20 protein-coding genes are annotated in these 23,990 nt (G+C 68.2%); 13 read left to right on the top strand and 7 right to left on the bottom strand.

Annotation, left to right across the window (positions count from 1 at the left end):
- The first annotated feature begins 96 nt into the window (after window positions 1-96).
- From VRZ77_RS07220 to VRZ77_RS07200, 5 genes are all read left to right on the top strand, one after another.
- Window positions 97-345 (top strand): zinc-finger domain-containing protein, encoded by a 249-nt coding sequence (locus VRZ77_RS07220; protein ID WP_414591988.1) that lies wholly within the window; start codon window positions 97-99, stop codon window positions 343-345.
- A gap of 10 nt (window positions 346-355) precedes the next feature.
- Window positions 356-1,537 (top strand): FAD-dependent monooxygenase, encoded by a 1,182-nt coding sequence (locus VRZ77_RS07215; RefSeq protein WP_414591987.1) that lies wholly within the window; start codon window positions 356-358, stop codon window positions 1,535-1,537.
- Window positions 1,534-2,088 (top strand): DUF924 family protein, encoded by a 555-nt coding sequence (locus VRZ77_RS07210; protein ID WP_414591986.1) that lies wholly within the window; start codon window positions 1,534-1,536, stop codon window positions 2,086-2,088. Before VRZ77_RS07215 ends, VRZ77_RS07210 begins: the two co-directional genes overlap by 4 nt.
- A 116-nt stretch (window positions 2,089-2,204) precedes the next feature.
- Window positions 2,205-3,683 (top strand): FAD-dependent monooxygenase, encoded by a 1,479-nt coding sequence (locus VRZ77_RS07205; RefSeq protein ID WP_414591985.1) that lies wholly within the window; start codon window positions 2,205-2,207, stop codon window positions 3,681-3,683.
- Window positions 3,683-4,165, top strand: a complete 483-nt coding sequence (locus tag VRZ77_RS07200) for a cupin domain-containing protein (RefSeq protein ID WP_414591984.1) — start codon at window positions 3,683-3,685, stop codon at window positions 4,163-4,165. The genes VRZ77_RS07205 and VRZ77_RS07200 overlap by 1 nt, the downstream gene beginning before the upstream one ends.
- Window positions 4,166-4,168: 3 nt before the next feature.
- Here the strand turns inward: VRZ77_RS07200 and eutC are convergent, their stop codons facing one another.
- Window positions 4,169-4,993 carry an ethanolamine ammonia-lyase subunit EutC gene (gene eutC / locus VRZ77_RS07195; protein WP_414591983.1) on the bottom strand — a complete coding sequence of 275 codons (825 nt, stop codon included), beginning with the start codon at window positions 4,991-4,993 and terminating at the stop codon, window positions 4,169-4,171.
- Complete coding sequence (locus VRZ77_RS07190; protein ID WP_414591982.1) at window positions 4,990-6,390, bottom strand: ethanolamine ammonia-lyase subunit EutB; 1,401 nt, start codon at window positions 6,388-6,390, stop codon at window positions 4,990-4,992. Before VRZ77_RS07190 ends, eutC begins: the two co-directional genes overlap by 4 nt.
- Window positions 6,391-6,566: 176 nt before the next feature.
- Here VRZ77_RS07190 and VRZ77_RS07185 point away from each other — a divergent pair, with 176 nt between their 5' ends.
- The 4 genes from VRZ77_RS07185 (at window position 6,567) to VRZ77_RS07170 (ending at window position 11,264) form a co-directional block, all read left to right on the top strand.
- Entirely contained in the window at window positions 6,567-7,319 is a 753-nt protein-coding gene (locus tag VRZ77_RS07185) for an alpha/beta fold hydrolase (protein ID WP_414591981.1), read from the top strand.
- 106 nt (window positions 7,320-7,425) lie between these two features.
- On the top strand, window positions 7,426-8,667 hold the full coding sequence (locus tag VRZ77_RS07180) for an alpha/beta hydrolase (protein ID WP_414591980.1): 1,242 nt from the start codon (window positions 7,426-7,428) through the stop codon (window positions 8,665-8,667).
- Window positions 8,668-8,815: 148 nt separating this feature from the next.
- The gene (locus VRZ77_RS07175) at window positions 8,816-10,231 is read left to right on the top strand and encodes an alanine/glycine:cation symporter family protein (protein ID WP_414591979.1); all 1,416 of its coding nucleotides are present in this window, start codon (window positions 8,816-8,818) and stop codon (window positions 10,229-10,231) included.
- Window positions 10,232-10,349: 118 nt separating this feature from the next.
- Window positions 10,350-11,264 (top strand): DMT family transporter, encoded by a 915-nt coding sequence (locus tag VRZ77_RS07170; RefSeq protein WP_414591978.1) that lies wholly within the window; start codon window positions 10,350-10,352, stop codon window positions 11,262-11,264.
- A 180-nt stretch (window positions 11,265-11,444) separates the two neighbouring features.
- Here VRZ77_RS07170 and VRZ77_RS07165 read toward each other — a convergent pair whose 3' ends face one another.
- On the bottom strand, window positions 11,445-12,488 hold the full coding sequence (locus VRZ77_RS07165; RefSeq protein ID WP_414591977.1) for an LLM class flavin-dependent oxidoreductase: 1,044 nt from the start codon (window positions 12,486-12,488) through the stop codon (window positions 11,445-11,447).
- A gap of 188 nt (window positions 12,489-12,676) precedes the next feature.
- Between VRZ77_RS07165 and putA the strand changes: the two genes are divergently transcribed.
- The 4 genes from putA to fabI all read left to right on the top strand — a co-directional run bounded on the left by putA (window position 12,677) and on the right by fabI (window position 20,815).
- Window positions 12,677-16,645, top strand: a complete 3,969-nt coding sequence (gene putA, locus VRZ77_RS07160) for a trifunctional transcriptional regulator/proline dehydrogenase/L-glutamate gamma-semialdehyde dehydrogenase (protein ID WP_414591976.1) — start codon at window positions 12,677-12,679, stop codon at window positions 16,643-16,645.
- A gap of 174 nt (window positions 16,646-16,819) precedes the next feature.
- Entirely contained in the window at window positions 16,820-19,009 is a 2,190-nt protein-coding gene (locus VRZ77_RS07155; RefSeq protein WP_414591975.1) for a DUF3141 domain-containing protein, read from the top strand.
- Window positions 19,010-19,015: 6 nt separating this feature from the next.
- Window positions 19,016-19,984 (top strand): phosphate acetyltransferase, encoded by a 969-nt coding sequence (locus VRZ77_RS07150; protein ID WP_414591974.1) that lies wholly within the window; start codon window positions 19,016-19,018, stop codon window positions 19,982-19,984.
- Between the two features lie 45 nt (window positions 19,985-20,029).
- Window positions 20,030-20,815, top strand: coding sequence for an enoyl-ACP reductase FabI (fabI, locus tag VRZ77_RS07145; protein ID WP_414591973.1), 786 nt, complete (start codon window positions 20,030-20,032; stop codon window positions 20,813-20,815).
- A 72-nt stretch (window positions 20,816-20,887) separates the two neighbouring features.
- Here fabI and VRZ77_RS07140 read toward each other — a convergent pair whose 3' ends face one another.
- From VRZ77_RS07140 to ppk2, 4 genes are all read right to left on the bottom strand, one after another.
- On the bottom strand, window positions 20,888-22,123 hold the full coding sequence (locus VRZ77_RS07140; RefSeq protein ID WP_414591972.1) for an HlyD family secretion protein: 1,236 nt from the start codon (window positions 22,121-22,123) through the stop codon (window positions 20,888-20,890).
- Window positions 22,116-22,511: a hypothetical protein gene (locus VRZ77_RS07135; protein WP_414591971.1), complete on the bottom strand. Its 396-nt coding sequence runs from the start codon at window positions 22,509-22,511 to the stop codon at window positions 22,116-22,118. The genes VRZ77_RS07140 and VRZ77_RS07135 overlap by 8 nt, the downstream gene beginning before the upstream one ends.
- Before the next feature lie 96 nt (window positions 22,512-22,607).
- Window positions 22,608-23,108 (bottom strand): hypothetical protein, encoded by a 501-nt coding sequence (locus tag VRZ77_RS07130; protein WP_414591970.1) that lies wholly within the window; start codon window positions 23,106-23,108, stop codon window positions 22,608-22,610.
- Between the two features lie 66 nt (window positions 23,109-23,174).
- On the bottom strand, window positions 23,175-23,981 hold the full coding sequence (gene ppk2 / locus VRZ77_RS07125; RefSeq protein WP_414591969.1) for a polyphosphate kinase 2: 807 nt from the start codon (window positions 23,979-23,981) through the stop codon (window positions 23,175-23,177).
- Between the last annotated feature and the right edge of the window lie 9 nt (window positions 23,982-23,990).

The following is a 23,990-nucleotide window of genomic DNA, read 5'->3' as shown; positions in this document are numbered from 1 at the left end:
GCGACGGTGCGTCCCCCTTCCCGCCCCTTTGCCGGCCGGCGATCAGCAGCTATGGTCCGGCCAGTTCAAACACGAGTGCTCAGGCAGGCGAACATCATGGCGGGCCACGTCGTTCCCCACTTCCACAATTCAGCCGGCGTCGCGAAGATCGCGGTGGCGGCGCGCGAGTTCATGTGCGTCGGCGCCCTGCCGCCTTACGACCATCCCCACGTCTTCCTCGACATGGGTTCGGACGATGAGATCGTCTGCCCCTATTGCTCGACGCTCTACACCTTCTCCGCGACCCTTCACGGCACGGAATCGATTCCCGCCGGCTGCCTCTATGAGACGCCGGTAGCTGCCTGAGCGGCACGGCATGTCACCTCCCCAGGTCGTCGTCGCCGGTGCCGGCATAGGCGGGCTTTCCGCTGCCCTCGCCCTCGCCCGCTGCGGCTATGCCGTCACCGTTCTCGAACGCGCACTCGTGCTGGAGGAAGCTGGCGCCGGCGTCCAGCTCGCCGCCAATGCCACGCGCTGCCTCGCCGCGCTCGGCGTGCTGGAGCGCGCGCGAGAGGTCGCGGTCAACCCGCGCGCTTTCCGGGTGATGGATGGCCGCAGAGGCGTTGCCCTGGCCGAGGCGGAGATGGCCGATGCCGTCGCGGCCCGGTTCGGCGGCCCGTTCCTCGTCATTCATCGTGCCGATCTCCAGCAGGTGCTGCTGGAGGCGGTTCGCCGCGAACCGCTGATCCGCTTGCTGCTCGGACGCACCATTGAAGGCTTCGAGGAGGAGCCCGGCGTCGTCGCGGTCGACGCGTCCGGCAGCGGACGGCTGGAAACCCATAGCGGCCTTGCCTTGATCGGCGCCGACGGGGTGCGCTCCGTTGTGCGCCGCCAGCTCCAGCCGCGCGCGCTTCCCGTGTACCAGCAGCGCGCCGCGTGGCGGGCGACGGTGCCGGTCGAGGCGCTGCCGCCCGACCTCGCTGATCCGGTGACGCGGCTCTGGCTGGGGCCGGGCGCCCACCTCGTCAGCTATCCGGTACGCGCGGGCCGCGAGGTGAACCTCGTCGCGGTGACGCCGGACAAGCGCGGCGTGCATGGCTGGGGGCTCGACGCCGATCCCGCCGAGCTGCTGCGCCATTATGCCGGCTGGAGCGCCCAGGCACGCGCCCTGCTCGCCGCCCCGGCGCACTGGCTGCGCTGGGCGCTTTACGATCTTGAGCCGATGGAGAGCTGGGGCACCGGCCGCGTCACGCTATTGGGCGACGCTGCCCATGCCATGCTGCCCTTTCTCGCGCAGGGCGCGGCGCAGGCGATCGAGGACAGCGCGGTGCTCGCCGCCGAACTCGCCGGCCGCGCGGACGACATCCCCGCGGCGCTGCGGCGCTACGAGGCACGGCGCATGGACCGCACCGCCCGCGTGCAGACCGCCGCGCGCGGCATGGCGCGCATCTATCATCTCGCCGGCCCGGCGCGGCTGGCGCGCGATCTGGTGATGCGGGCGCGTTCCGGCGAGGCGATGCTGGAGCGCTACCGCTGGATTTACGAGTGGCAGCCATGAACGATGACACGCAGGACGCCGAAATCGCGGCGGTCACCGGCTTCTGGCGCGACGCCGGGCCGGAGCGCTGGTTCGAGAAGAACCCCGCCTTCGACGCCGCCTTCCATGACCGTTTCCGCGATCTGCATTTTGCCGCCGCCGCCCGCACGCGCGACGGCTTCATGGCGAGCGCGGAGGGCGCGCTGGCGCTGATCCTGCTGCTCGACCAGTTCCCCCGCAACTGTTTCCGCAGCACCGCGCATATGTATGCCACCGATCCGCTGGCCCGCCATTTCGCGCGGCTGGCACTGGCGCGCGGCTATCCGGGACAGCTTGAGATGGCGCTGCGCGTGTTCTTCTTCCTGCCGTTCTCGCATTCGGAAAATCTTGCCGATCAGGACATCGCGGTGGAGCTGAACCGCGCGAACGATCCGGACTCGCTCAAGCACGCGCTGGGCCATCGCGAGATCATCGCCCGCTTCGGCCGCTTCCCGCACCGCAACCCGCTGCTTGGGCGAGACACCACGCCGGACGAAGCGCGGTTCCTGGAAGAAGGCGGCTTCGCCGGCTAGCCTACCCCGTCGGCCCGGCGCTTGCGATTTCTCCCTGTTCCTCGGCGGCGGCCGCAGGTAACTTGCGGCATCGTGCCGTGGCGGCTGGCGTCGCCTGACGGCGGGGAATCATCATCATGACCGACACCGTTCTCATTGTCGGCGCAGGTCCGGTCGGCCTGACCATGGCGCTCGAACTGGCGCGCTACGGCGTGCCGGTGCGCCTCGTCGACCGCATGACCAAGCGGGAGGAAACCTCGCGCGCGGTCGCGCTCTGGCCGCGCACGCTGGAGCTTCTCGCCCGCGCAGGCGGCGGTCTCAGCGACGAACTGGTGGCGCTCGGCAATCCGGTCACCGTGGCGAACATCGTCGCCGGGAGCGCGCCGATCGCGCGGGTCGAGCTGAAGGACATCGAGACGCCCTACCCCTTCGTGCTGATGCTGCCGCAGAGCGAGACCGAGACGGTGCTGGCGCGCCATCTCGCCGACCATGGCGTGCAGGCGGAGCTGGGCATCGAACTTGCCGGCTTCACCCAGGATGAGGCCGGGGTCACGGCGACGCTGCGCCATGCCGATGGCCGCGAGGAGACGGCGCGCCACGGCTTCCTGATCGCCTGCGACGGTGCGCACAGCCCGGTCCGCCACGGCCTCGGCCTCGCCTTCGAGGGCGACACGCGCGGCGACGACTGGGCGCAGGGTGATTTCCACATGTCCGGCGTGCCCTATCCGGTCAACGAATTCGTCACCTACTGGCACGAGGAAGGGCCGGCGGTGCTGTTTCCGATGGCACCGGGCCGCTACCGGGTGATCCTCGGCATTGGCGCGTCGAGCGGCGCCGTGCCCGCCGTGCCGCCGATCGAGACGTTTCAGGCCATTCTGGACCGGCGCGGGCCCGGCGGCATGGTGCTCCACGACACGATCTGGTCCTCGGCCTTCCGTATCAATGAGCGACAGGTCGAGCGCTATCGGGTCGGCCGGGTGTTCCTTGCCGGCGATGCCGCCCATGTCCACAGCCCGGCCGGCGGCCAGGGCATGAACACCGGCATGCAGGACGCGGTAAATCTCGCCTGGAAGCTCGCTTTGGTGGCGCGGGGCATCGCGACCGCTCCGGCGCTGCTCGGCAGCTACCACCCCGAGCGCCACGCCGTCGGGGCGCAGGTCATCGCCGCGTCGGGGCGCCTCACCCGGCTCGCCACGATGGAGAACCCGCTCGCCCGGCAGATCCGCAATGGCGTGCTGCATTTCCTGCTCGGCCTCGCCCCGGTGCAGCACCAGCTGGAAGGCACGCTGACCGAGACCTCGATCGGCTATGAAAACAGCCCGCTCAACGGCGTGAGCTGGCAGGCCGGCCCGCGCGCCGGCGAGCGTATGGTGCCCCGCGCCGGCGAGGCGCCCTATGGCGCCGGCGACACGCCGCGCTTCACTTTGCGGGTCGGCGAGGATGTGGGCGATCATCCTCCAGAGCTGCCGCTCGCGCTGGTCGATCCGCTACGGCGGACCAACCCCGTCGCAGGCGGCATCGAGCTGGTGCGGCCGGACGGCTATCTGGCTTTGTCGGTCACGGACGGCGAATGGGAGCCGGTGGTGGACTATCTGCACCGTCTGGGGAGAGCATGATGAGCGTCACCTTCCTGCATTCGCATGGCGCCGAGCCGCCGATCGCCATCCCCGCCATCGGGCTCGACCTGTTCGTGCGCCTGCCGCCGGCCGCGAGCGGCGGCGCGTTCAGCATCGTCGAGACCATCAACGCCCCCGGCAAGGGGCCGCCCCGCCACCGTCATCCCGAGGCGGAGATCTTCCGCGTGCTGGAGGGGCGCTATCTCTACGAGATGGACGGCCGGCGGTTCTATGCCGAGGTCGGCGATGTGGTGAGCATTCCCGGCGGCGTGGAGCATGGCTTCGTCAATGTGACGGACGCACCCGCCCGCCAGTACATCGTCATCGCTCCGGCGCTGGATGCCGTCGCCTTCTTCACCGAACTGGCCGCCACCATGCGCGACGGCCTGCCCGACACCGCCGCGCTCAACGCCTTCGGCGAGAAGTGGCAGGTCGAGTTCCTCGGCCCGCCGCTGCGCGCCGATGAAGGCGCGACCGGCTGAACCTCACGCCCCCGCGATCCGCGCGGCGGGCGGCTGGCCATCGACCAGCAGCAGGTCGCTTTCGTCCTTCAGCGACACTCCGGTGAGCTGCCGCGCCAGCGCCTCCTTCAGCAGCCAGGCCAGCTTGAAGGCGGCATGGGGATGCGACAGCCCCTCGGCGCGCACATTGGAGATGCAGTTGCGCTCGGCATCCGATCGCCCGACCCTCGGCGCGAAGGTGAGGTAGAGCCCGAGACTGTCCGGCGAGGACAGGCCGGGCCGCTCGCCGATCAGCATCAGGCAGGCCCGTGCGCCAAGGATGTCGCCCACCTCGTCGCCCAGCGCCACCCGCGCCTGTTCGACGATGGCCACCGGCCCCACGCTCCAGCCATTCTCCGCGATCCGCGACTTGAACTCGGTGAGAAACGGCACGGTCTGGGCGTGGATGGCGGTGGAGGACAAACCGTCCGCCACCACGATCGCGAGGTCCGGCGGCGCGCCATCCTGCGCCGCCCGCTCCCGCAGCGCCGCGCGGCTGTCGTCCGAGAGCCGGCGCCCGAGATCGGGCCGGCGCAGATAGGCGTCGCGCGCCGGCGCCGCCGAGGCGAGGCTGATGGTCTCGAAGCCGAGCGCCGCGACATCGCGCGCCACCTCCCCGGCATGGAACGGCGTGTGCACCGCGTCGCGCGCCTGCGCATGGGCCAGCGCGAAGCGCAGCACCTCGCGGGTCGGCATGCCGGTCCCTGCCCTGCCCAGCGCGATGCGCGCCGGCGTAGTGGCGGCAAGGCGCGCCCAGGCGTCCTCGATCACATAGGGCGCGGCGTCCCGGCTCGTCTCATCCGCGCTCATGCCGCGAGCCCGGCGTCGAGACCCTTGGCCACGGTCAGCAGCGGATTGCCACCGCCGGGAGGCTTCAGCCTTCCGTCCGGCCCGGTGATGCCCATGGTCTGCAGCCACGCCTCGAATTCCGGCGCCCGCTTCAGCCCCAGCACCTCGCGCAGATAGAGCTGATCGTGGAACGAGGTGGACTGGTAGTTCAGCATCACGTCGTCCGAGCCGGGAATGCCCATGATGTAGGTCACACCCGCCGCGCCAAGCAGCGTCATCAGCGTGTCCATGTCGTCCTGGTCGGCCTCGGCGTGGTTGGTGTAGCAGACGTCGCAGCCGAGCGGCACGCCCATCAGCTTGCCGCAGAAATGGTCTTCCAGCCCGGCGCGGATGATCTGCTTGCCGTCATAGAGATATTCCGGCCCGATGAAGCCGACCACGGTGTTCACCAGCAGCGGCTTGAATGGCCGGCACACCGCATAGGCGCGCGCCTCCAGCGTCTGCTGGTCGACGCCGTGATGCGCGCCGGCCGAGAGCGCGGAGCCCTGTCCGGTCTCGAAATACATCACATTGTCGCCGAGCGTGCCGCGCTTGAGGGCAAGCGCCGCCTCGCGGCCCTCCTTCAGGGTCGCCAGCGAGATGCCGAACGAGGCGTTCGCCCCTTCCGTCCCCGCCACCGACTGGAACACCAGATCGACCGGCACGCCGCGATTGATCACCTCGGTCGAGGTGGTGACATGGGTCAGCACGCAGGCCTGCGTCGGTATGTCGAAGCGCTGGATGATGCCGTCGATCAGCTTCAAGAGTTCGCTCAGCACCGGCACGCTGTCGGAGGCCGGGTTGATGCCGATCACCGCATCGCCGCAGCCATAGAGCAGCCCGTCGAGGATCGAGGCGGTGACGCCGGCCACGTCGTCGGTCGGGTGGTTGGGCTGGAGCCGCACCGCCATGGTGCCCGGCAGGCCGATAGTGTTGCGGAACTTGGTCACCACGCGGCACTTCTTCGCCACCGCGATCAAATCCTGGTTGCGCATGATCTTCGACACGGCCGCCGCCATTTCCGGCGTGATCGCCGGCGCGAGCGCGGCGAGAGCCTCGCTGCTGGCATTGGCCGAGAGCAGGAAGTCGCGGAAATCGCCCACCGTCATGTGGCTGATCGGCCGGAAGGCGGCGAGGTCATGGGTGTCGAGAATGAGGCGCGTCACCTCGTCGGTCTCGTAAGGTACCAGTGCCTCGCTGAGGAAGGCGGTCAGCGGCACCTCGGCAAGGCACATGCGCGCGGCGACGTTCTCCTCCGCGCTCGCCGCCGCGATGCCCGCCAGCATGTCGCCGGAGCGTATCGGCGTCGCCTTGGCCATCAGCTCCTTCAGGTCGGCGAACACATAGGCGCGCGGTCCCACGACATGGCGATACGGCATGGACACTCCTCACATCCGGCGCGCTGCCCAATTCGGCGGCGTGTTCAAAAAACATAATGCGCGCCGGGCCATTGGGGAAGCGCCGCGCCGTCCGCGCGAGCGGCAATGCGACGTATGGACGAGGCGCGGCCGGGGCGCTAACCACGCCACAAAAGCTCAGCACAAGGCGAGGACGCATGGCGACGTTCATTCTCATTCACGGCTCGTGGCACTGGGGCGGCTGCTTCCTGCCGGTCTCCAACATCCTCGCCACCCATGGCCATGCCGTGATCGCCCCGGACCTCGCCGGCCACGGCTTCAATTCCGTACCGGCGGCGAACGTCACCGACATATCCATTTACGCCGCGCCGGCGCGAGCCGCGCTGGAGGCGGTGAAGGGCAAGGCGATCCTGCTCGGCCATTCGGTCGGCGGGGCGACCTGCACCTGGCTCGGCGAGGAGATGCCCGAGAAGATCGCCGCGCTGGTCTATCTCACCGGCTTCATGGCGCCGAACGGCAAGACCGCGCGCGATTTCGTCATGACCCAGACCTATCTCAAGGATGTTGCGATCATCGAGAGCCAGGGCATGCTGCGCCTGACCAGGGAAGGGCTTGGCCTCGATCTGAACAAGCGCGATCTCATCGCCCGCTCGCTCTATTCCGACGTGTCGCCCGAGCATGTCGAGGTGGCGCTGCCGAGCCTGTCGAAGATCACCCCGCATGCCCCGTTCACGGCGGTGTCGAAGATCACACCGGAGCGCTACGGCACGCTGCCGCGCCATTACATCGAGTGCCTGGAGGATCGCGGCCTGCCGCTCGCCGTACAGCGCGAGATGCAGGCGGCGGTACCGGGTGCCACCGTGCACCAGCTCAGGACCGGCCATTCCCCGTTCTTCAGCGCGCCGCGGGACGTGGCCGACATCCTGCTAAAAATCGCCAGCAAAGTTTAACCCTGACGCCGGCCGGCGGGCCCCGCCGTCCTATCGGGGTCGCGGGCCGTGTGCTATGCGTTTCGCCTTCGGGTTGCGTTGGGGGCGTCGAGTGTCGGTGTTTTGGATGATGCGTGGCGTTGCACGACCCCTGTCACGAATCGCCGTTCTGGTGGTCGGAGCGGCCCTGCTCGCCGGCTGCGCGGACCGTCCCGGCGCGGATTCGCTGATGGCGACCGATGCCAGCGTTCCCGGCGTCCGTGAGCATGTCATCCTCGTCGCCTCGACCCGCGCCCGCGATCCCCGCCCGGGCGCGCTCTACAGCGGCGAACGCTCCTCCGAGCTGTCCTTCGCGCGCATCGACATGACCGTGCCGCCGAGCCACCGCGCCGGCCATGTCGAATGGCCGAAGACCGCGCCGGGCAACCCGGCGACCGACATGGTGGTGCGCAGCGCGGTGTACCGCGACACGCCGAAGGAGTTCGACGCCGAACTCAAGGCCGAGCTGGCCAAGCGTCCGCCGGGCCAGAGGAAGGTCGCGATCTTCGTCCACGGCTACAACACGCAGTTCAACGAGGCGCTGTACCGCATGGCGCAGCTCGCCGACGATTCCCGCGCGCCGGGCGTGCCGGTGCTGTTCACCTGGGCCTCGCGCGGAGAGACGACGGATTACGTCTACGACACCAACAGCGCCACCTCCGCCCGCGACAATCTGGAGGAGACGATCCGGCTGGTGTTCAATTCCGGTGCCGAGAAGGTCACCATTCTCGCCCATTCCATGGGGAACTGGGTAACGGTTGAGGCGCTGCGCCAGATCAAGATTTCCGGCAATGCGCTGCCGGCCGACAAGATCGACAACATCATCCTCGCCGCGCCGGACATCGATGTCGACGTGTTCAAGAGCCAGCTCAAGCGCTTCGGCAAGCCGGCCAAGCCGTTCATCGTCGTCGTCTCGGCCGACGACAAGGCTCTGGCCTTCTCTCGCTTCATCGCCGGCGGCGAGAACCGGCTCGGCGCCTATACTCATGACGAGGAGCTCGTCCAGCTCGGCGCCGTGGTCATCGACATGACCAAGGTGAAGGCGCAGGACGACTTCAACCACGGCAAGTTCGCCCAGCTCGCCGCCATGGCGCCGGAACTGCAGGCGATCGCCAATTCGCGCAAGGGCAGCGGCGCGCGTAATAACGAGGTCGTTGTCGAGAACATCGCCTTCTTCGGCATCGACAAGATTTTCCCGCCCCCCGGCGCCAAGGCTAATCAAGCCGCCACCCAGACCGCTGCCGCGCCGAAGGTGATCGACGTGCCCGAGGAAGGCACCGAGCCGCCCGTGACGGCCGCTTCCGCCGTCTCCGGACCGGCCACGCCCTAGCGATCGGCCATACACGTCGCGGGATCCGGCGCTGTTGCTGTTGCGGTAGCCGAAGGCAGGGCTCACTCTCGTACCTGTTCCGGGCCTGCGGCCGATTCCTCCTCGCTCCGCAGCCGGCAAGGATCCTCTGGCTGGCTGGCAGGTGCCGATGAGCGCGGTGATTGGTTTTCTCAATACGATCTTCTGGGGCTATGTGCTGATCTATGGCCTGCTGGCCGTCGGTATCTATTTCACGATCCGCCTCAAGCTGATCCAGATCCTGCATTTTCCCGAAATGATCCGTTCGGTGCTCGGCTCTTCCGAGACCGACCATGCCGGCATCACGCCGTTCCAGGCGCTGTGCACCAGCCTCGCCTCGCGGGTCGGCACTGGCAACATCGCCGGCGTCGCGGTGGCGCTCTATCTCGGCGGGCCGGGGGCGATCTTCTGGATGTGGGTGGTCGCCGCCATCGGCATGGCGACCGCGCTCGCCGAGAGCACCCTCGCCCAGCTCTACAAGCAGAAGGACGAGGACGGCCGCTATGTCGGCGGCCCGGCCTTCTACATCGCCAAGGGGCTCAAGGCCCCGTGGGCCGGCACCCTGTTCTCGGTGTGCCTCATCCTCTCCTTCGGCCTGGTCTTCAACGCGGTTCAGGCCAATTCCATCGCCGACGCGATGGAAGGGGCGTTCGGCGCGCCCAAGCTCGCCACCGGTATCGTGCTGGCGCTGCTGTCCGGCCTCATCATCTTCGGCGGCATCCCGATGATCGCGCGGGTGGCCGAGATCGTCGTGCCGTTCATGGCGGTCGGTTACCTCGGCGTCGCGCTGTTCGCGGTGGCGATGAACATCTCGGACGTGCCGGCCATGTTCGGGCTGATCTTCCGCAGCGCCTTCGGGCTGGAGCCGGCGGTGGGCGGGGTGTCCGGCGCCATGGCGGCGGCGATGCTGAACGGGGTGAAGCGCGGCCTGTTCTCCAACGAGGCCGGCATGGGCTCGGCGCCGAACATCGCGGCGGTGGCGACCCCCGATCCGCATCACCCGGTCAGCCAGGGCTTCGTGCAGGCGCTCGGCGTGTTCATCGACACGCTGCTGATCTGCACCGCCACCGCGCTGCTGATCCTGCTGTCGGGCGCGCTGGTTCCCGGCTCGGGCCTCACCGGCACCCAGCTCACCCAGGCGGCGATGCAGCATCACATCGGTGTGGCCGGTCCCTATTTCGTGGCGATCTCGATCTTCTTCTTCGCCTTCACCTCGATCATCGGCAACTATTCCTATGCCGAGAACGCGCTGGCCTTCCTCGGCATCGGCAGCCATCTCGGCAAGGGCGTGCTGCGCGTCGCGGTGATGGCGATGGTGGTCTGGGGCGCCTATGAGACCGTCGCGACCGTGTTCGACGCCGCCGATGCCTCGATGGGGCTGATGGCGACCATCAACCTGATCGCCATCATGCTGCTCTCCGGGCTGGTGGCGCGGCTCACCGCCGATTACCTCGCCCAGCGCAAGGCCGGCAAGAAGCCGCGCTTCGTCGCCAGCTCGATGCCCGAACTCAAGGACCAGATCGACCCCAATATCTGGAACCGCTGACGGCCCCCGGCCGGGGCGACATCGATCGTCCCGGCTGATGGCCCCCATGAGAAGATCGCGTTTCCCGATGCGGTATTTCGCGTTTAGCTTCCCCGGCTCCTGATCTTGGAGCCGCGCCATGCCGGGCCTCTCACCCAGCCTTCCCGCCGAACCCGCACCCCGCCCCGCGCGCGGCCTCGCCTCGCCGCCGCTGCTGATCGCGCTGTTCTGCGTGCTGTGGTCCTCGGCGTTCGCTGGAGCCAAGCTCGCGCTCGGCTACTGCCCGCCGCTGACGCTGCTTGCCATCCGCTTCGCGCTGGCCGGGGTGATCATGCTGGCGCTGGCGTGGCTGGTGGATGGGCGGCCAAAGCTCACGGCGCGCGACGTGGCGGCGCTGGTGCTGTGCGGCGTGCTCAACAACGCGGTCTATCTCGGCTTCAACTGGAGCGCGCTCACCCTCGCCTCCTCCGCCTATGTCGCGGTGCTCACCAGCTGCCTGCCGCTGGTGGTGGCGCTGTTTGCCGGGCCGCTGCTCGGCGAGCGCATGAGCGCGGTGAAATGGGCCGGCATCGGACTCGGCATCGTCGGCGTGGTGATCGTGCTGCGCTCGCGGCTGGAGGGCGGGCATGAGAGCCTGACCGGCACGCTTCTGGTCGCCTGCGGCGTCGTCGCCTTCGCCGCCGGCACGCTGGCGTTCAAATATCTGAAGCCGCAGGGCGGCATCTGGACCGGCAACGCCATCCAGTGCCTCGCCGGCGCGCTCGCCGTGGCGCCCTTCGCCCTCGCCACCGAGCATGTCGCCGATATCCGCCCGACGCCCCAGCTCGTCATCGGCCTCGCCTATCTGGTGGTCGGCGTGTCGATCGGCGGCTACGGGCTCTGGTTCTATCTGCTGACCCGCTCCGGCGCGACCGCGGCGTCCAGCCTGCACTTCCTCATGCCGCCGCTCGGCCTGTTCTTCGGCTGGCTGCTGCTGGGCGAAGCGGTGCCGCCGCTGGATGTCGTCGGCATCGTCCCGATCGCGCTGGGCATCTGGCTGGTGACGCGCAGATGAGCCCGCTTTTCGTCCCGGAACGCCATTTCCGTCACGTCCCAGTCAAACGCCGCCGCTAATAAGGCATATCGCTGAAGCGACCGCGGATGTACCGGCGCTCTGGCGGGCGAAGGCCGGCTCGTGCCGGCCTTTTGCGCTTCTGCCGCCGGTCAGACGACTGCGGTTAGGGTCGCCAGCCTGTCACACCGGCGCCGTCACCTTTGCCGCCGCGATTTCCAGCTGCGCCACCAGCTCATAGGAGCGCTTCTTGGCCGCGAGATCATGCACCGGCGTGGTGATCATGATCTCATCCGCCCGCGTGGTCTCGACGAAGCGCGCCAGCCCCTCGCGCACCCGCTCCGGCCCGCCGACCAGCACGCGCTCGCGGTTGCGGCGCATATAGGCGCGGTCGCCTTCGCTATAGACCTGCGCCGCCGCCTCCTCGGGCGAAGGGATCGGGCGATAGTCGCCCCGCGCGCGCCTGAGATGCGAGAGGTCCACGCTGCCGGCGAGCCATTCCGCCTCCTCATCGGTCGGGGCGCACACCACCGCGAGCGCGAGAATGGCATGCGGCTTGTCCAGCCGCTCCGCCGACGGCTGGAAGCCGTTGCGATAGCTCAGCATCGCGTCCATCACGTCATGGGTGGCGAAGTGGTGGGCGAAGGCGAAGCCCATGCCAAGCTGGGCGGCCAGCCTGGCGCTGTAGCCCGAGGAGCCGAGCAGCCAGATCGGCGGCAGCTTCACGTCGACCGGCATTACCCGGATCGAGCGGAACGGATGATCGGCCGGCCATTCGCCGCTGCCCCACATCATCAGCTCCTTGAGCCGATCGAGGAAATCGTCGCCCGGGTCCATGTCCTGCCGGCGGCGCAGCGCCATGGCGGTGAGTTGGTCGGTGCCGGGCGCGCGGCCGAGTCCGAGATCGACGCGGCCGGGATAGAGCCCTTCCAGCACTTTGAAGCGCTCCGCCACCATCAGCGGGGCGTGGTTCGGCAGCATGACGCCGCCGGAGCCGACGCGGATGTGCTCGGTCGCGGCCAGAATCTGCCCGGCCATGATATCGGGCGCGCCACTCGCCACCGAAGGCAGGTTATGATGCTCCGCCACCCAGAAGCGGCGATAGCCAAGCGCGTCGACATGGCGCGCGAGCTCGATGGTCTCCCTCAGCGCCTGCGGCCCGCTGCCGCCGGAGGTGACGAAGGAGAGGTCAAGGACGGAGAGCGGAAGCGCGGCGTTCTGTGTCATGGAGTTCAGGTGGGGGCTGGCGCGCTGCCCCGCAATATGTGCCGGACGACCTGCATCAAGTTCCGGACGATCGGCAAGGCGTGCTCGGCCTTCGGTCAGAAGCGTAAAGGTTGCACCTTGTGCGATCCGGCGGTTTTACCTAAAGGTGTAACCACATTCGGACGGCGGTATCCCAAAGGGAGGCGGGCATGGCGACCACCACTATCGGCGTGAAGATCGACGACGAGCTGCGCGCGCGGCTCAAGGCGGCGGCGGAGCGGCAAGGTTGCACCCCCCACGCGCTGGTGAAACAGGCGCTGATCGAGGCGGTGCAACTCGTCGAGAGCGGCGCGCGCCACGGCGATTCCCCCGCCGATTTGGCCGCCGCCGGCGGGGTCGGCGCCGCCGATTCTGTCACCGTCGGCGCTTCCCGGACGACCGGCCGGTCTGCCGCCGGCCGGCTGGCGCCCTCCGCCGATTTCTGGCCGGAATCCGACCGATCGGCGTCCGGAATGGCCGATTCTGGCAGCATCGGCGCCCTCCAGGAGGGGCCGTTCGTCGCCTTCGCGCGCGGGGTTCACCCTCAGAGCGTTCTGCGCGCCCGCATCACCGGGGCCTATCGCGCGCCGGAGCCGGAATGCGTTCCGCTGCTGATCTCCGGGGCGACGCTTCCCGCCCCTCGGGCCGAGGCCGCGAGGGAGCGGGCGCGCGGGCTGGTCGCCGCGCTGCGCGCCAAGGGGCAGAAGGGGCCGGTTGAAGGCTTGATCCATGAATACGCCCTCTCCAGCCAGGAGGGCGTGGCGCTGATGTGCCTTGCCGAAGCGCTGCTGCGCATCCCCGACCGCGCCACCCGCGACGCGCTGATCCGCGACAAGATCGGCCATGGCGACTGGCACGCCCATGTCGGGCAGAGCCCGTCGCTGTTCGTCAATGCCGCGACCTGGGGGCTGGTGCTCACCGGCAAGCTGACCTCCACCTCCAGCGAGACCGGGCTTTCCGGCGCGCTGACCCGGCTGATCGGGCGCGGCGGCGAACCCTTGATCCGCAAGGGCGTGGACGTGGCGATGCGGATGATGGGCGAGCAGTTCGTCACCGGCCAGACCATCTCGGAGGCGCTGGCCAATTCGCGCGCCATGGAGGCCAAGGGCTTCCGCTATTCCTTCGACATGCTCGGCGAGGCCGCCACCACCGAGGCCGACGCGCAGCGCTATCTGGCCGATTACGAGCAGGCGATCCACGCCATCGGCAAGGCCTCCGCCGGGCGCGGCATCTATGAAGGGCCGGGCATCTCGATCAAGCTCTCCGCCCTGCACCCGCGCTATTCCCGCGCGCAATATGATCGCGTGATCAATGAGTTGTTGCCGCGTGTTCTCAAATTGGCGAAGCTCGCGCGCCACTATGACATCGGCCTCAACATCGACGCCGAGGAGGCCGACCGGCTGGAAATCTCGCTCGACCTGCTGGAGGCACTGTGTTTCGACGAGGCGCTGGCGGGGTGGAACGGCATCGGCTTCGTGGTGCAGGCCTATCAGAAGCGCTGCCCCTATGTGCTCGACTACCTGATCGACCTCGCCCGCCGCTCCGGCCACCGGCTGATGGTGCGTCTGGTGAAGGGCGCCTATTGGGACAGCGAGATCAAGCGCGCGCAAGTGGACGGGCTGGAAGGCTTCCCGGTGTTCACCCGCAAGGTGCACACCGACGTCTCCTATCTCGCCTGCGCCCGCAAGCTGCTGGCTGCGCCGGATGCGGTGTTCCCGCAATTCGCCACCCACAACGCCCAGACACTCTCCACCGTCATGGAGATGGCGGGGCAGAACTATTACGCCGGGCAATACGAGTTCCAGTGCCTGCACGGCATGGGCGAGCCGCTCTATGAGGAGGTGGTCGGCAAGGAGAAGATGGGCCGGCCCTGCCGCATCTACGCCCCCGTCGGCACCCATGAGACCCTGCTCGCCTATCTCGTCCGCCGCCTGCTGGAAAACGGCGCCAACTCGTCCTTCGTCAACCGCATCGCGGATGAGAGCGTACCGATCGACGAACTGATCGAAAACCCGGTCGACGTCGCCCGCCGCATCGAGCCGATCGGCGCGCCGCACCCCAAAATCGGCGCGCCGGTGGACATGTTCGGCGCGGATCGGCGCAATTCGGCGGGGCTCGACCTGTCGAACGAACAGCGCCTCGCCTCCCTCGCCGCCTCTCTCCTCACCAGTAGCTCAGCACCAATCAGCGCCGCGCCGATGATCGCCGATCTGGCAGTTGATGGCACAAATAGGATCGTGGCCAATCCGGCCGATCGGCGCGACGAGATCGGCGGTTGCACCGACGCAACAACCGAGCAGGTGCAACTCGCCATGGAGGTCGCGGCTGCAACCGCGCCGATCTGGCAGTCGACTCCCCCAGAGGAACGTGCAAGCTGCCTCAATCGCGCTGCCGAGCTGATGGAGGCGCGGTTGCCCTCGCTGATCGGCATCGTGGTGCGCGAGGCCGGGAAGTCCTACCCCAACGCCGTCGGCGAGGTGCGCGAGGCGGTCGACTTCCTCCGCTATTACGCCTCCCAGCTTCGTGATTTCTCCGCCGATACCCACCGCCCGCTCGGTCCGGTGGTGTGCATCAGCCCGTGGAACTTCCCGCTGGCGATCTTCACCGGGCAGGTCGCGGCGGCGCTCGCGGCCGGCAATCCGGTGCTGGCCAAACCGGCGGAGGAAACCCCGCTGATCGCCGCGGCCGCGGTACGCATCCTGCGCGAGGCTGGCATTCCGGCCGGGGCGGTGCAGCTTCTTCCCGGCGCCGGCGATGTCGGCGCGGCGCTGGTGGGCGATCCCCGCACGCGCGGGGTGATGTTCACCGGCTCCACGGAAGTGGCGCGGCTGATCCAGCGCCAACTCGCCGGCCGGCTGAGCCCCGAGGGGCGGACCATTCCGCTAATTGCCGAGACCGGTGGCCAGAACGCGATGGTGGTTGATTCCTCGGCGCTGGCCGAGCAGGTGGTGGCGGACGTGCTGGCCTCGGCCTTCGACAGCGCCGGCCAGCGCTGTTCGGCGCTGCGTATCCTGTGCGTGCAGGAGGATGTCGCCGACCGGCTGCTGACCATGCTGAAGGGTGCGCTGGCCGAACTGCGCGTCGGCAACCCGGTGCACCTGTCGACCGATATCGGGCCAGTGATCTCCTCCGAGGCCATGGCCAACATCGAGGCGCATATCGAGCGCATGCGCGCAGCGGGTCATGCGGTCGAGCAATTGCCGCTGCCCGACGAGTGCGCCCATGGCACCTTCGTGCCGCCGACGCTGATCGAGATCGGCGACATCGCCGAGCTGACGCGCGAGGTGTTCGGCCCGGTGCTGCATGTGGTGCGCTTCGCCCGCGACGACCTCGACAAGGTGCTGAAGGCGATCAACGATACCGGCTACGGCCTGACCTTCGGCCTGCATACCCGCATCGACGAGACCATCGCTCATGTGACGGAGCGGGTCGAAGTCGGCAATGTCTACGTCAACCGCAACGTCATCGGGGCGGTCGTGGGTGTGCAGCCTTTCGGCGGGCACGGGCTTTCCGGCACCGGGCCGAAGGCGGGCGGGCCGCTTTACCTGCGCCGGCTGCTGGCGCAGCGCCCGAGCGCCCCGCCCCTCGCCCCGCTGGCCGAGATCCCGGAGGCGGCGAGGCTCTGGGTGGACTCGCTCTCCGATCCCGCCCTGCGCGACCTGTGCGGGCGGTTGGTTGGCGATAGCCGCTTCGGCTACCGCACCGAACTGGCCGGCCCGGTGGGCGAGCGCAACATGTATGAGCTGAGCCCGCGCGGCACGGTGCTGTGCCTCGCCGCCACAGAGGCGGGTCTGGCCGCGCAGATTGCAGTGACGCTGGCGACCGGCAACCGGGTGCTGCTGGAGGGCTCGACCCTTCCCGCGCTGCCGCCGGGGATCGCACCCCTGTTCAGCCTGACCACCGACATTGACGAGGCGCAGTTTGACGCCGTGCTGTTCGAGGGCGATGTCGATGCGTTGCGCAGCCTTAACGAGGCGATGGCGAGCCGCGAGGGACCGATCGTCATGGTGCATGGTCTCACACCCGAGGCGCTGGGGCGCGGCGAGACCTATCCGCTGGAACTGCTGATGCTGGAGCGCTCCACCAGCACCAACACCGCCGCCGCCGGCGGCAATGCCAGCCTGATGAGTATAGGCTGAGCACGGCAGGGGGAGGTGGATGTCTCCCCCTCGCCCGGCGTCTCACCTCTGTCACCTGTCGTCGCCAAGGCGTGTCAAACGTCCGATAAGGGTTTGCCCTAGACTAGGACAAACCGGTGTGCAGGCGCACAGTAGCCGTGGATGGCGGGGCGGATAACCGGGAGCTCGACGGTGATGAGCAGCTCAGCGAACCTGTTTCAGGATGCCTTGTCCTACTGGACCGATGCCGGCCAACGCTGGACGCTGTTTCTCGACGCCATGCACCAGCGCGGTCGCCAGTACGAGACGCACATGGCGGAGCCTGCGCCTAACGTGCTCGACTACAAGGCCGAGCTGGTGGTCGACGGGCGACACCTGCCGCATCCGGTGAATTACCTTCTCGTGCGCATCGTGCCGCCAGAGGGCACCGTGGTGGACGAGGCCAAGCGGCCCTTCGTTATCGTCGACCCCCGCGCCGGGCACGGGCCGGGCATCGGCGGCTTCAAGGCCGACAGCGAGATCGGCGTGGCGATGAATGCCGGTCATCCCTGCTATTTCGTCGGCTTCCTTCCCGAGCCGGTTCCCGGCCAGACCATCGAGGATGTGACCCGCGCCGAGGCGGTGTTCCTGGAGACGGTCGCCGCCCGCCATCCTCACGCGGAGGGCAAGCCCTGCGTGGTCGGCAACTGCCAGGCCGGCTGGGCGGTGATGATGCTCGCCGCCATCCGCCCTGAGCTGTTCGGCCCGATCATCATCGCCGGCGCCCCGCTCTCCTATTGGGCGGGCGTGCAGGGCGCGAACCCGATGCGCTATTCCGGCGGCCTGCTGGGGGGAAGCTGGCTTACCCAGCTCACCAGCGACCTTGGGGCCGGCGTGTTCGACGGCGCGTGGCTGGTGCAGAACTTCGAGAACCAGAACCCCGCCAACACGCTCTGGACCAAACAGTACAACCTCTATTCCAAGATCGACACCGAGCTGGAGCGCTATCTCGGCTTCGAGAAATGGTGGGGCGGCCACGTCAGGCTGAACGGTGAGGAAATTCAGTTCATCGTCGACGAGCTGTTCGTCGGCAATCACCTCGCCTGCGGCGACATCCGCACCTCGGACGGCACCGCGATCGACCTGCGCAACATCCGCTCGCCGATCGTGGTGTTCTGCTCGCATGGCGACAACATCACCCCGCCGCAGCAGGCGCTGGACTGGATTCTCGACCTGTATGACAGCGTGGACGAGATCCGCAGCTACGGGCAGACCATCGTCTACACGGTCCATGACACGATCGGCCATCTCGGCATCTTCGTCTCCGCCAGCGTGGCACGGAAGGAGCACCACGAATTCGCGTCGAACATCGACTTCATCGACGTGCTGCCGCCCGGCCTCTACGAGGCGATCTTCGAGCCCAAGGCCGGGCAGGACCCGAACCATCCCGCGACGGAGTGGATCATGCGTTGCGAGGCGCGCGACCTCGACGATATCCGCGCCTATGGCGGCAACGATGCCGCCGATGAGCGCCGCTTCGCCACCGCCGCGCGGGTGTCGGAGATCAACCTCGCGCTCTACCGCGCCTATCTCCAGCCCATGGTCCGGGCGATGGTGAACCCGGCGATGGCGGAGATGGGGCGCAAGCTGCACCCGCTGCGCCTGTCCTACGAGCTGTTTGGCTCGCAGAACCCGTTCCTCGGCTGGCTCGATGACGCCGCGCGGCGCGTACGCGAGGAGCGCCGGCCGGCCGCGCCGGACAACCGTTTCCTCAAGGCGCAGGAACAGTTTTCGCGGCAAGTGATCGAGGCGCTGGAGGGCTATCGCAAGGCGGTGGAGCATCAGGCCGAACTGACCTTCCGCGCCGTCTACGGCCTGCCGGTGCTTCAGGCGGCAGTCGGCGAGGATCCCGCCGCGACGCGCCGGCCGCGCAGCGCCGCCAAGAGCCGGCTCCATGCCGAACTGCTGGCCAAGCGCATCGCCGAGCTGCGCGCCGGTTTCTCCCATGGCGGGGTGCTGGAAGGCGCGGTGCGTGCGCTGGTCCATGTCGGCATGGCGCGCGGCAGCGCCGACGAGCGGGGCTTCGAGGCGATCCGCCAGCTGCGCCTCAATGGCGAGCATGCCCGGCAGATCACGCTTGAACATTTCAAGTCCATCGTGCGCGAGCAATATTTCATGCTGCTGATCGACCGCGCGGCCGCTCTTGAGGCGCTGCCGGCGCTGCTGCCGGAGGACGCCGCCAAGCGTGCCGAAGTGCTGGCGCTGCTGGAGAAGGTGTTGACTGCTCGCGGAGCGCTGACGGGTGCGGCCGCCGAACATTTCGAGGAAATCAGGGCGCTGTTCGACGCCCCGGCGCGGGGCGGCCGCCGGACGCGGCTGGCGGTCGCGGCGCGAAAGGAAGGCTGAACGAGAATGGCGGATATGCTCGACCCTGACGGCGCCGCTCCGAAGCTCTCGAAATATGACCGGCTGATCGCCAGTGCCAGCGCCTGCGACCCGGCGCCGACCGTGGTTGCCCATCCCTGCGACGAGACCTCGCTGCGCGGCGCGCTGGAAGCCGCCGAAGCGGGTCTGATCGTGCCGGTGCTGGTGGGGCCGCAGGCGAAGATCGCGGCGGTGGCCGCCGAACACGGGATCGATATCACCGGCATCGAAATCGTCGATGCCCCGCACAGCCACGCCGCCGCGGCAAAGGCGGTGGAACTGGTGCGGCAGGGGCGCGGCGAGCTCTTGATGAAGGGCAGCCTGCATACCGACGAGCTGATGAAGGAGGTCACCTCCTCGGCGACCGGCCTGCGTACCGCGCGGCGCCTGAGCCATGTCTTCGTGATGGACGTGCCCGGCCATGATGAGACCCTGTTCATCACCGACGCGGCGATCAACATCTTTCCCGACCTCGACGCCAAGCGTGACATCATCCAGAACGCCATCGACCTGTGGACCGGCATTGGGCTTGGCACGCCGCGCGTGGCCATCCTCTCGGCGGTTGAGACCGTGACCACCAAGATCCCCTCCACCATCGAGGCAGCAGCGCTGTGCAAGATGGCCGATCGCGGCCAGATCACCGGCGGGCTGGTCGACGGGCCGCTGGCCTTCGACAACGCGATCTCCCCGGAAGCCGCCGCGATCAAGGGCATCGCCTCGCCGGTGGCCGGCCGGGCGCAGATCCTCGTGGTGCCGGACCTCGAAGCCGGCAACATGCTGGCGAAGAACCTCACCTTCCTCACCCATGCCGATGCCGCCGGCATCGTGCTCGGCGCGCGGGTGCCGATCATCCTCACCTCGCGGGCGGATTCGGTGCGTACCCGCCTTGCCTCCTGCGCGGTGGCGACGCTCTATGCCGCCGCCCGCCGCGCCGCCGCCGCCGTGCCGGCGGTGTAGCCCGTTCTCCCCGCCCCGGCCCGCCGCCCCAACCGGAGACCTGCGATGTCGATACCTGCCGCCACGGCGAAGCTGCTCGACGGCAAGAAGGGACTGATCGTCGGCATCGCCAACGACCAGTCGATCGCCTGGGGCTGCGCGCGGGCCTTCCACCGCTTCGGGGCGACACTCGCGCTCACCTATCTCAACGACAAGGCGAGGCCCCATGTCGAGCCGCTGGCCCGCGAGGTCGAGGCGCCGATCTTCCTGCAGCTGGACATGAACGTGCCGGGGCAGGTCGAGGCGGTGTTCGAGACCATCGCCGAGCAATGGGGCGAGCTGGATTTCGTCATCCATTCCATCGCCTTCGCCCCGCGCGAGACGCTCGCCGGACGGGTGACCGACGCCCCGCTGGAAGGTTTCCTCAAGACCCTGGAAATCTCGTGCTGGTCGTTCCTGCGCATGGCGCAGCTCGCTGAGCCGCTGATGAAGAACGGCGGCACGCTGTTCACCATGACCTATTACGGCTCGCAGATGGTGGTGGAGAACTACAACATCATGGGCGTCGCCAAGGCGGCGCTGGAAAGCGCGGTGCGCTACATGGCCGCCGAGCTTGGACCCAAGGGCATCCGCGTACACGCGATCTCCCCCGGGCCGCTGGCGACGCGCGCGGCTTCCGGTATTCCCGAATTCGACGCGCTGCTCGACAAGGCCCGCCGCAAGGCGCCGGCGCGCGAGCTTGTGGGTATCGACGATGTCGGCACCACCACCGCCTTCCTCGCCCATGACGCCGCCCGGCTGATCACCGGGCAGGTGCTCTATATCGACGGCGGCTACCACATCATCGACTGAGCCGGCAGACGAGCGGGCAACGGAAAGGCCGGCGCGGAGCCCCCGCGCCGGCCTTTCGTCGTCCGAGCCTGTTCAGTGTCCGCCGGAGAACACCAGAGTTTGCACCGGCAGGATCAGCGCCTGGATGCGCAGCAGCAGCGCGTGGACCAGCGCTACCGCGTCGACCATATGCAGGTACAGGGCGGTGAAGAAACCGAGGCCGCCCGCCGCCAGCTGCTCATGGTTGCTCGAATAGGCATTGGCGACGCAGCTCGATCCCGGCGGAACGCCGTCCAGGCCGCCCTCATAGAGCGGCTCAAGGAACACGGTGATCGTGCCGGGCTGCTGCACCTGCTGGGCATCGAGCAATTGCTCGGTGGAGCGGAACTGGCCGGCGGCGATGACATCCTGAACGCTGGTAACGACCATCGGGATGATGGCGAAGGGCTTCGACAGGCAGGTTGCCTCCGCCACCATGCCCGGCTTCATCACCTGCGCCTCGATCTGGCCGAAGCCGGCGATAAGGCGCTCGCGCCCGGCGCCATCCGGGATCAGCACGCCGGCGGTGCGGATCATCGGATTCACCAGGTCTCCGGCCCGAAGCGAGAACTGCTCGACGCGCCCGTCAACGCCCGCGCGCACCACGGTCTTGGCGAGCTGAGCCTCGGCCTCGATAAGCGCCGCCTCGGCGCTCGCCTTCTGGGCCGGCAACAGGGTATCGAGCCGGGCCTGAGCCCCCTCCTTCGCCGCCTTCGCCGCGATGACCGCGCCTTCACGGCCATCGACCACGACCTGAAGCCGCTCGATCTCGCGCTGGCTGACCACATTGGCGTTGCGGGCGTTCAGCTCCTGCTTGGTCGCAAGTTCGTCCACGGCCTGCTGCAAGGCCTGCTCTGCCTGCCGGATCTGGCCATCAGCGGCCGTGATGTCGGAGCGCGCTACCACCATGGCCGCGTCGCTCTCCACGATGCGCCGGCGGGCGCTTTCCACCGCGGCACGCTGAACGGCGTCGTCGAGGGTGAACAGGGGCTGTCCCTTGGCGACGTGATCGCTGGGCGTCACCAGCACCTGCGAAACCCTGCCGACAGTCTCCGGCAGGATCGATACCGTCCGGAAATAGGCGGTGACGTTGGAGGTTGCGGGGTGGTGATAGAAGATCACCGTGATCAACGAGACCGTAAGCATGAGGCAGGTGGTGATGCCCCAGCGCAGCTCGAACCACACCGAATAGAGCGTGATCTCGCGCCCGATCCGCTTGCCTTGCACATAGCGCCGGTACAGGTAGTCCGGCAGGACGGTCAGCAGCGAGCAGAGCAGCAGCTCAAGCATGATGGTCGCCCTCCGCGCGTGTCTCGGCTTCGGGCTTCGGCGAGGGCAGGCCCGCGAGCTTTTCCTGCGCGCGCGCGATGCGGTTCAGCGGGGCGAGGAAGTCCGGCAGGTCGATGAAGGCCAGCAGAAGCGCCGCCACCCACAGCACATGGGCATGGGTGAAGAGCGCGAGCAGGCACATCACCGCTACCAGCTCGAACTGAAGCTTCTGGCCCTTGTGTGCCAGCCGCTCGGGCAGCGAGTGGATGTGCAGGAAAAACACGCCGGCCAGCAGGACGGCGCCGATCAACGTGATCGTCGCCACCACCATCAGCACGTCGGTATTGCCCGGAGCGGTGATGAAGAACGGCAGATCGTGGGGAGCGGATGGATTCAGAGCCGCCATCAAGCGCAAACTCCAGAGGGCGCGCCACCATCGGCCGCCGCGACTGACGAGGAATGCGGTGCCTCGTTGCCGCCGTCAAGCTAGGCGGCGCCGCGAGTCTCAGTGATGACCCCAGGTGAGAAAGAAGCCGACATCGCCGGGCATGCCGCGCGGCCATTCCACGATCATGGCGGCAAGGCCGAAACCCTTCGGCTTCAGGAGATCGCGCCACAATTCATAAGCCTGGCGCGGGCGCCCGGTCAGCGTGTCGGGCCAGCCGTCCAGCGAGTTGTTAATGGCGCGGCCATGGTCGGTGCACAGCGTGTTGGGAAAGCGCATGACCATCATTTCGGTCTCGCCACGCTCGGCGGCGGCGCGCAGCTTTACCAGCACGTTCTGCTCGATCTCCGCGATCCTGGCCGGGGTGAGGTCCAGCGGCTGGGCAAGCGTCTTCGCCAGCTCCTGCTTGGCCTTGTCGGCCTTTTCCATCGCCTCCACCGCTTCATTGGCGCGGGCGAGGGCCACCTGGTCCATATAGTTGCGCAGGTCTTCGGCCGTCATGAAGGATTCATCGCCGAGGGGGCGCTGGTGGGGGTCGGAAATCTTGCTGGCATCACTCATCATCGGACTCCATACCGAACTGGCGGATCGTCTTGACGCGGGCACGGCAACCGGACGGGCGCCCGGTCAGTACACGGCGGGGACATGGTGGCGCGTGTCTTCCGGCGGCTGGTAGCCCTCGGCTTTCTGGCGCTTGGGAAGCTTGATCTTATGCCGCTTAGGCGCCTCGTAGGGCACCTTGGACAGCAGGTGGGTGATGACGTTGAGCCGCGCGCGCCGCTTGTCGTTGGAATTCACCACGTACCAGGGCGCCCAGGGCGAATCCGAGGCCGCGAACATCTCGTCACGCGCGCGGGAGTAGTCGTACCAGCGGCTGTAGGATTTGAGGTCCATCGGCGAGAGCTTCCAGACCTTGCGCGGGTCCTTGATCCGGCTCTCGATGCGCCGGGTCTGCTCCTCCTGGCTGACCTCCAGCCAGTATTTCAGCAGCAGCACACCGGAATCGATCATCGCCTTCTCGACCGCCGAAATGGTGTCGAGGAATTTTCGAGCCTGCTCGTCCGTGCAGAAGCCCATCACGCGCTCGACGCCGGCGCGGTTGTACCAGCTGCGGTCGAAGATCACGACCTCGCCTGCTGCCGGCAGATGCGGCAGGTAGCGCTGGGCGTACATCTGCGACTTCTCGCGGTCGCTGGGCGGCGGCAGGGCGACCACGCGGAACACGCGGGGACTGACGCGCTCGGTGATCGCCTTGATCACGCCGCCCTTGCCGGCGGTGTCGCGGCCCTCGAACACGATGCAGATCTTGGCGCCGGTCGCCTTAGCCCATTCCTGAAGACCGACCAGCTCGCCATGGAGCTTCTTGAGCTCGGCTTCATAGTTCGTGCGGGAAAGCTTGGCGTCCTTGGAGGGCTTCTCGGCCTCGCCGCTCATGGACCTTCT

The organism is Ancylobacter sp. G4_0304, assembly GCF_047501495.1.
GTDB lineage: Bacteria > Pseudomonadota > Alphaproteobacteria > Rhizobiales > Xanthobacteraceae > Ancylobacter.
Note: the sequence above shows the minus strand (reverse complement) of the source record. Positions and strands in the feature narration are given on the sequence as shown.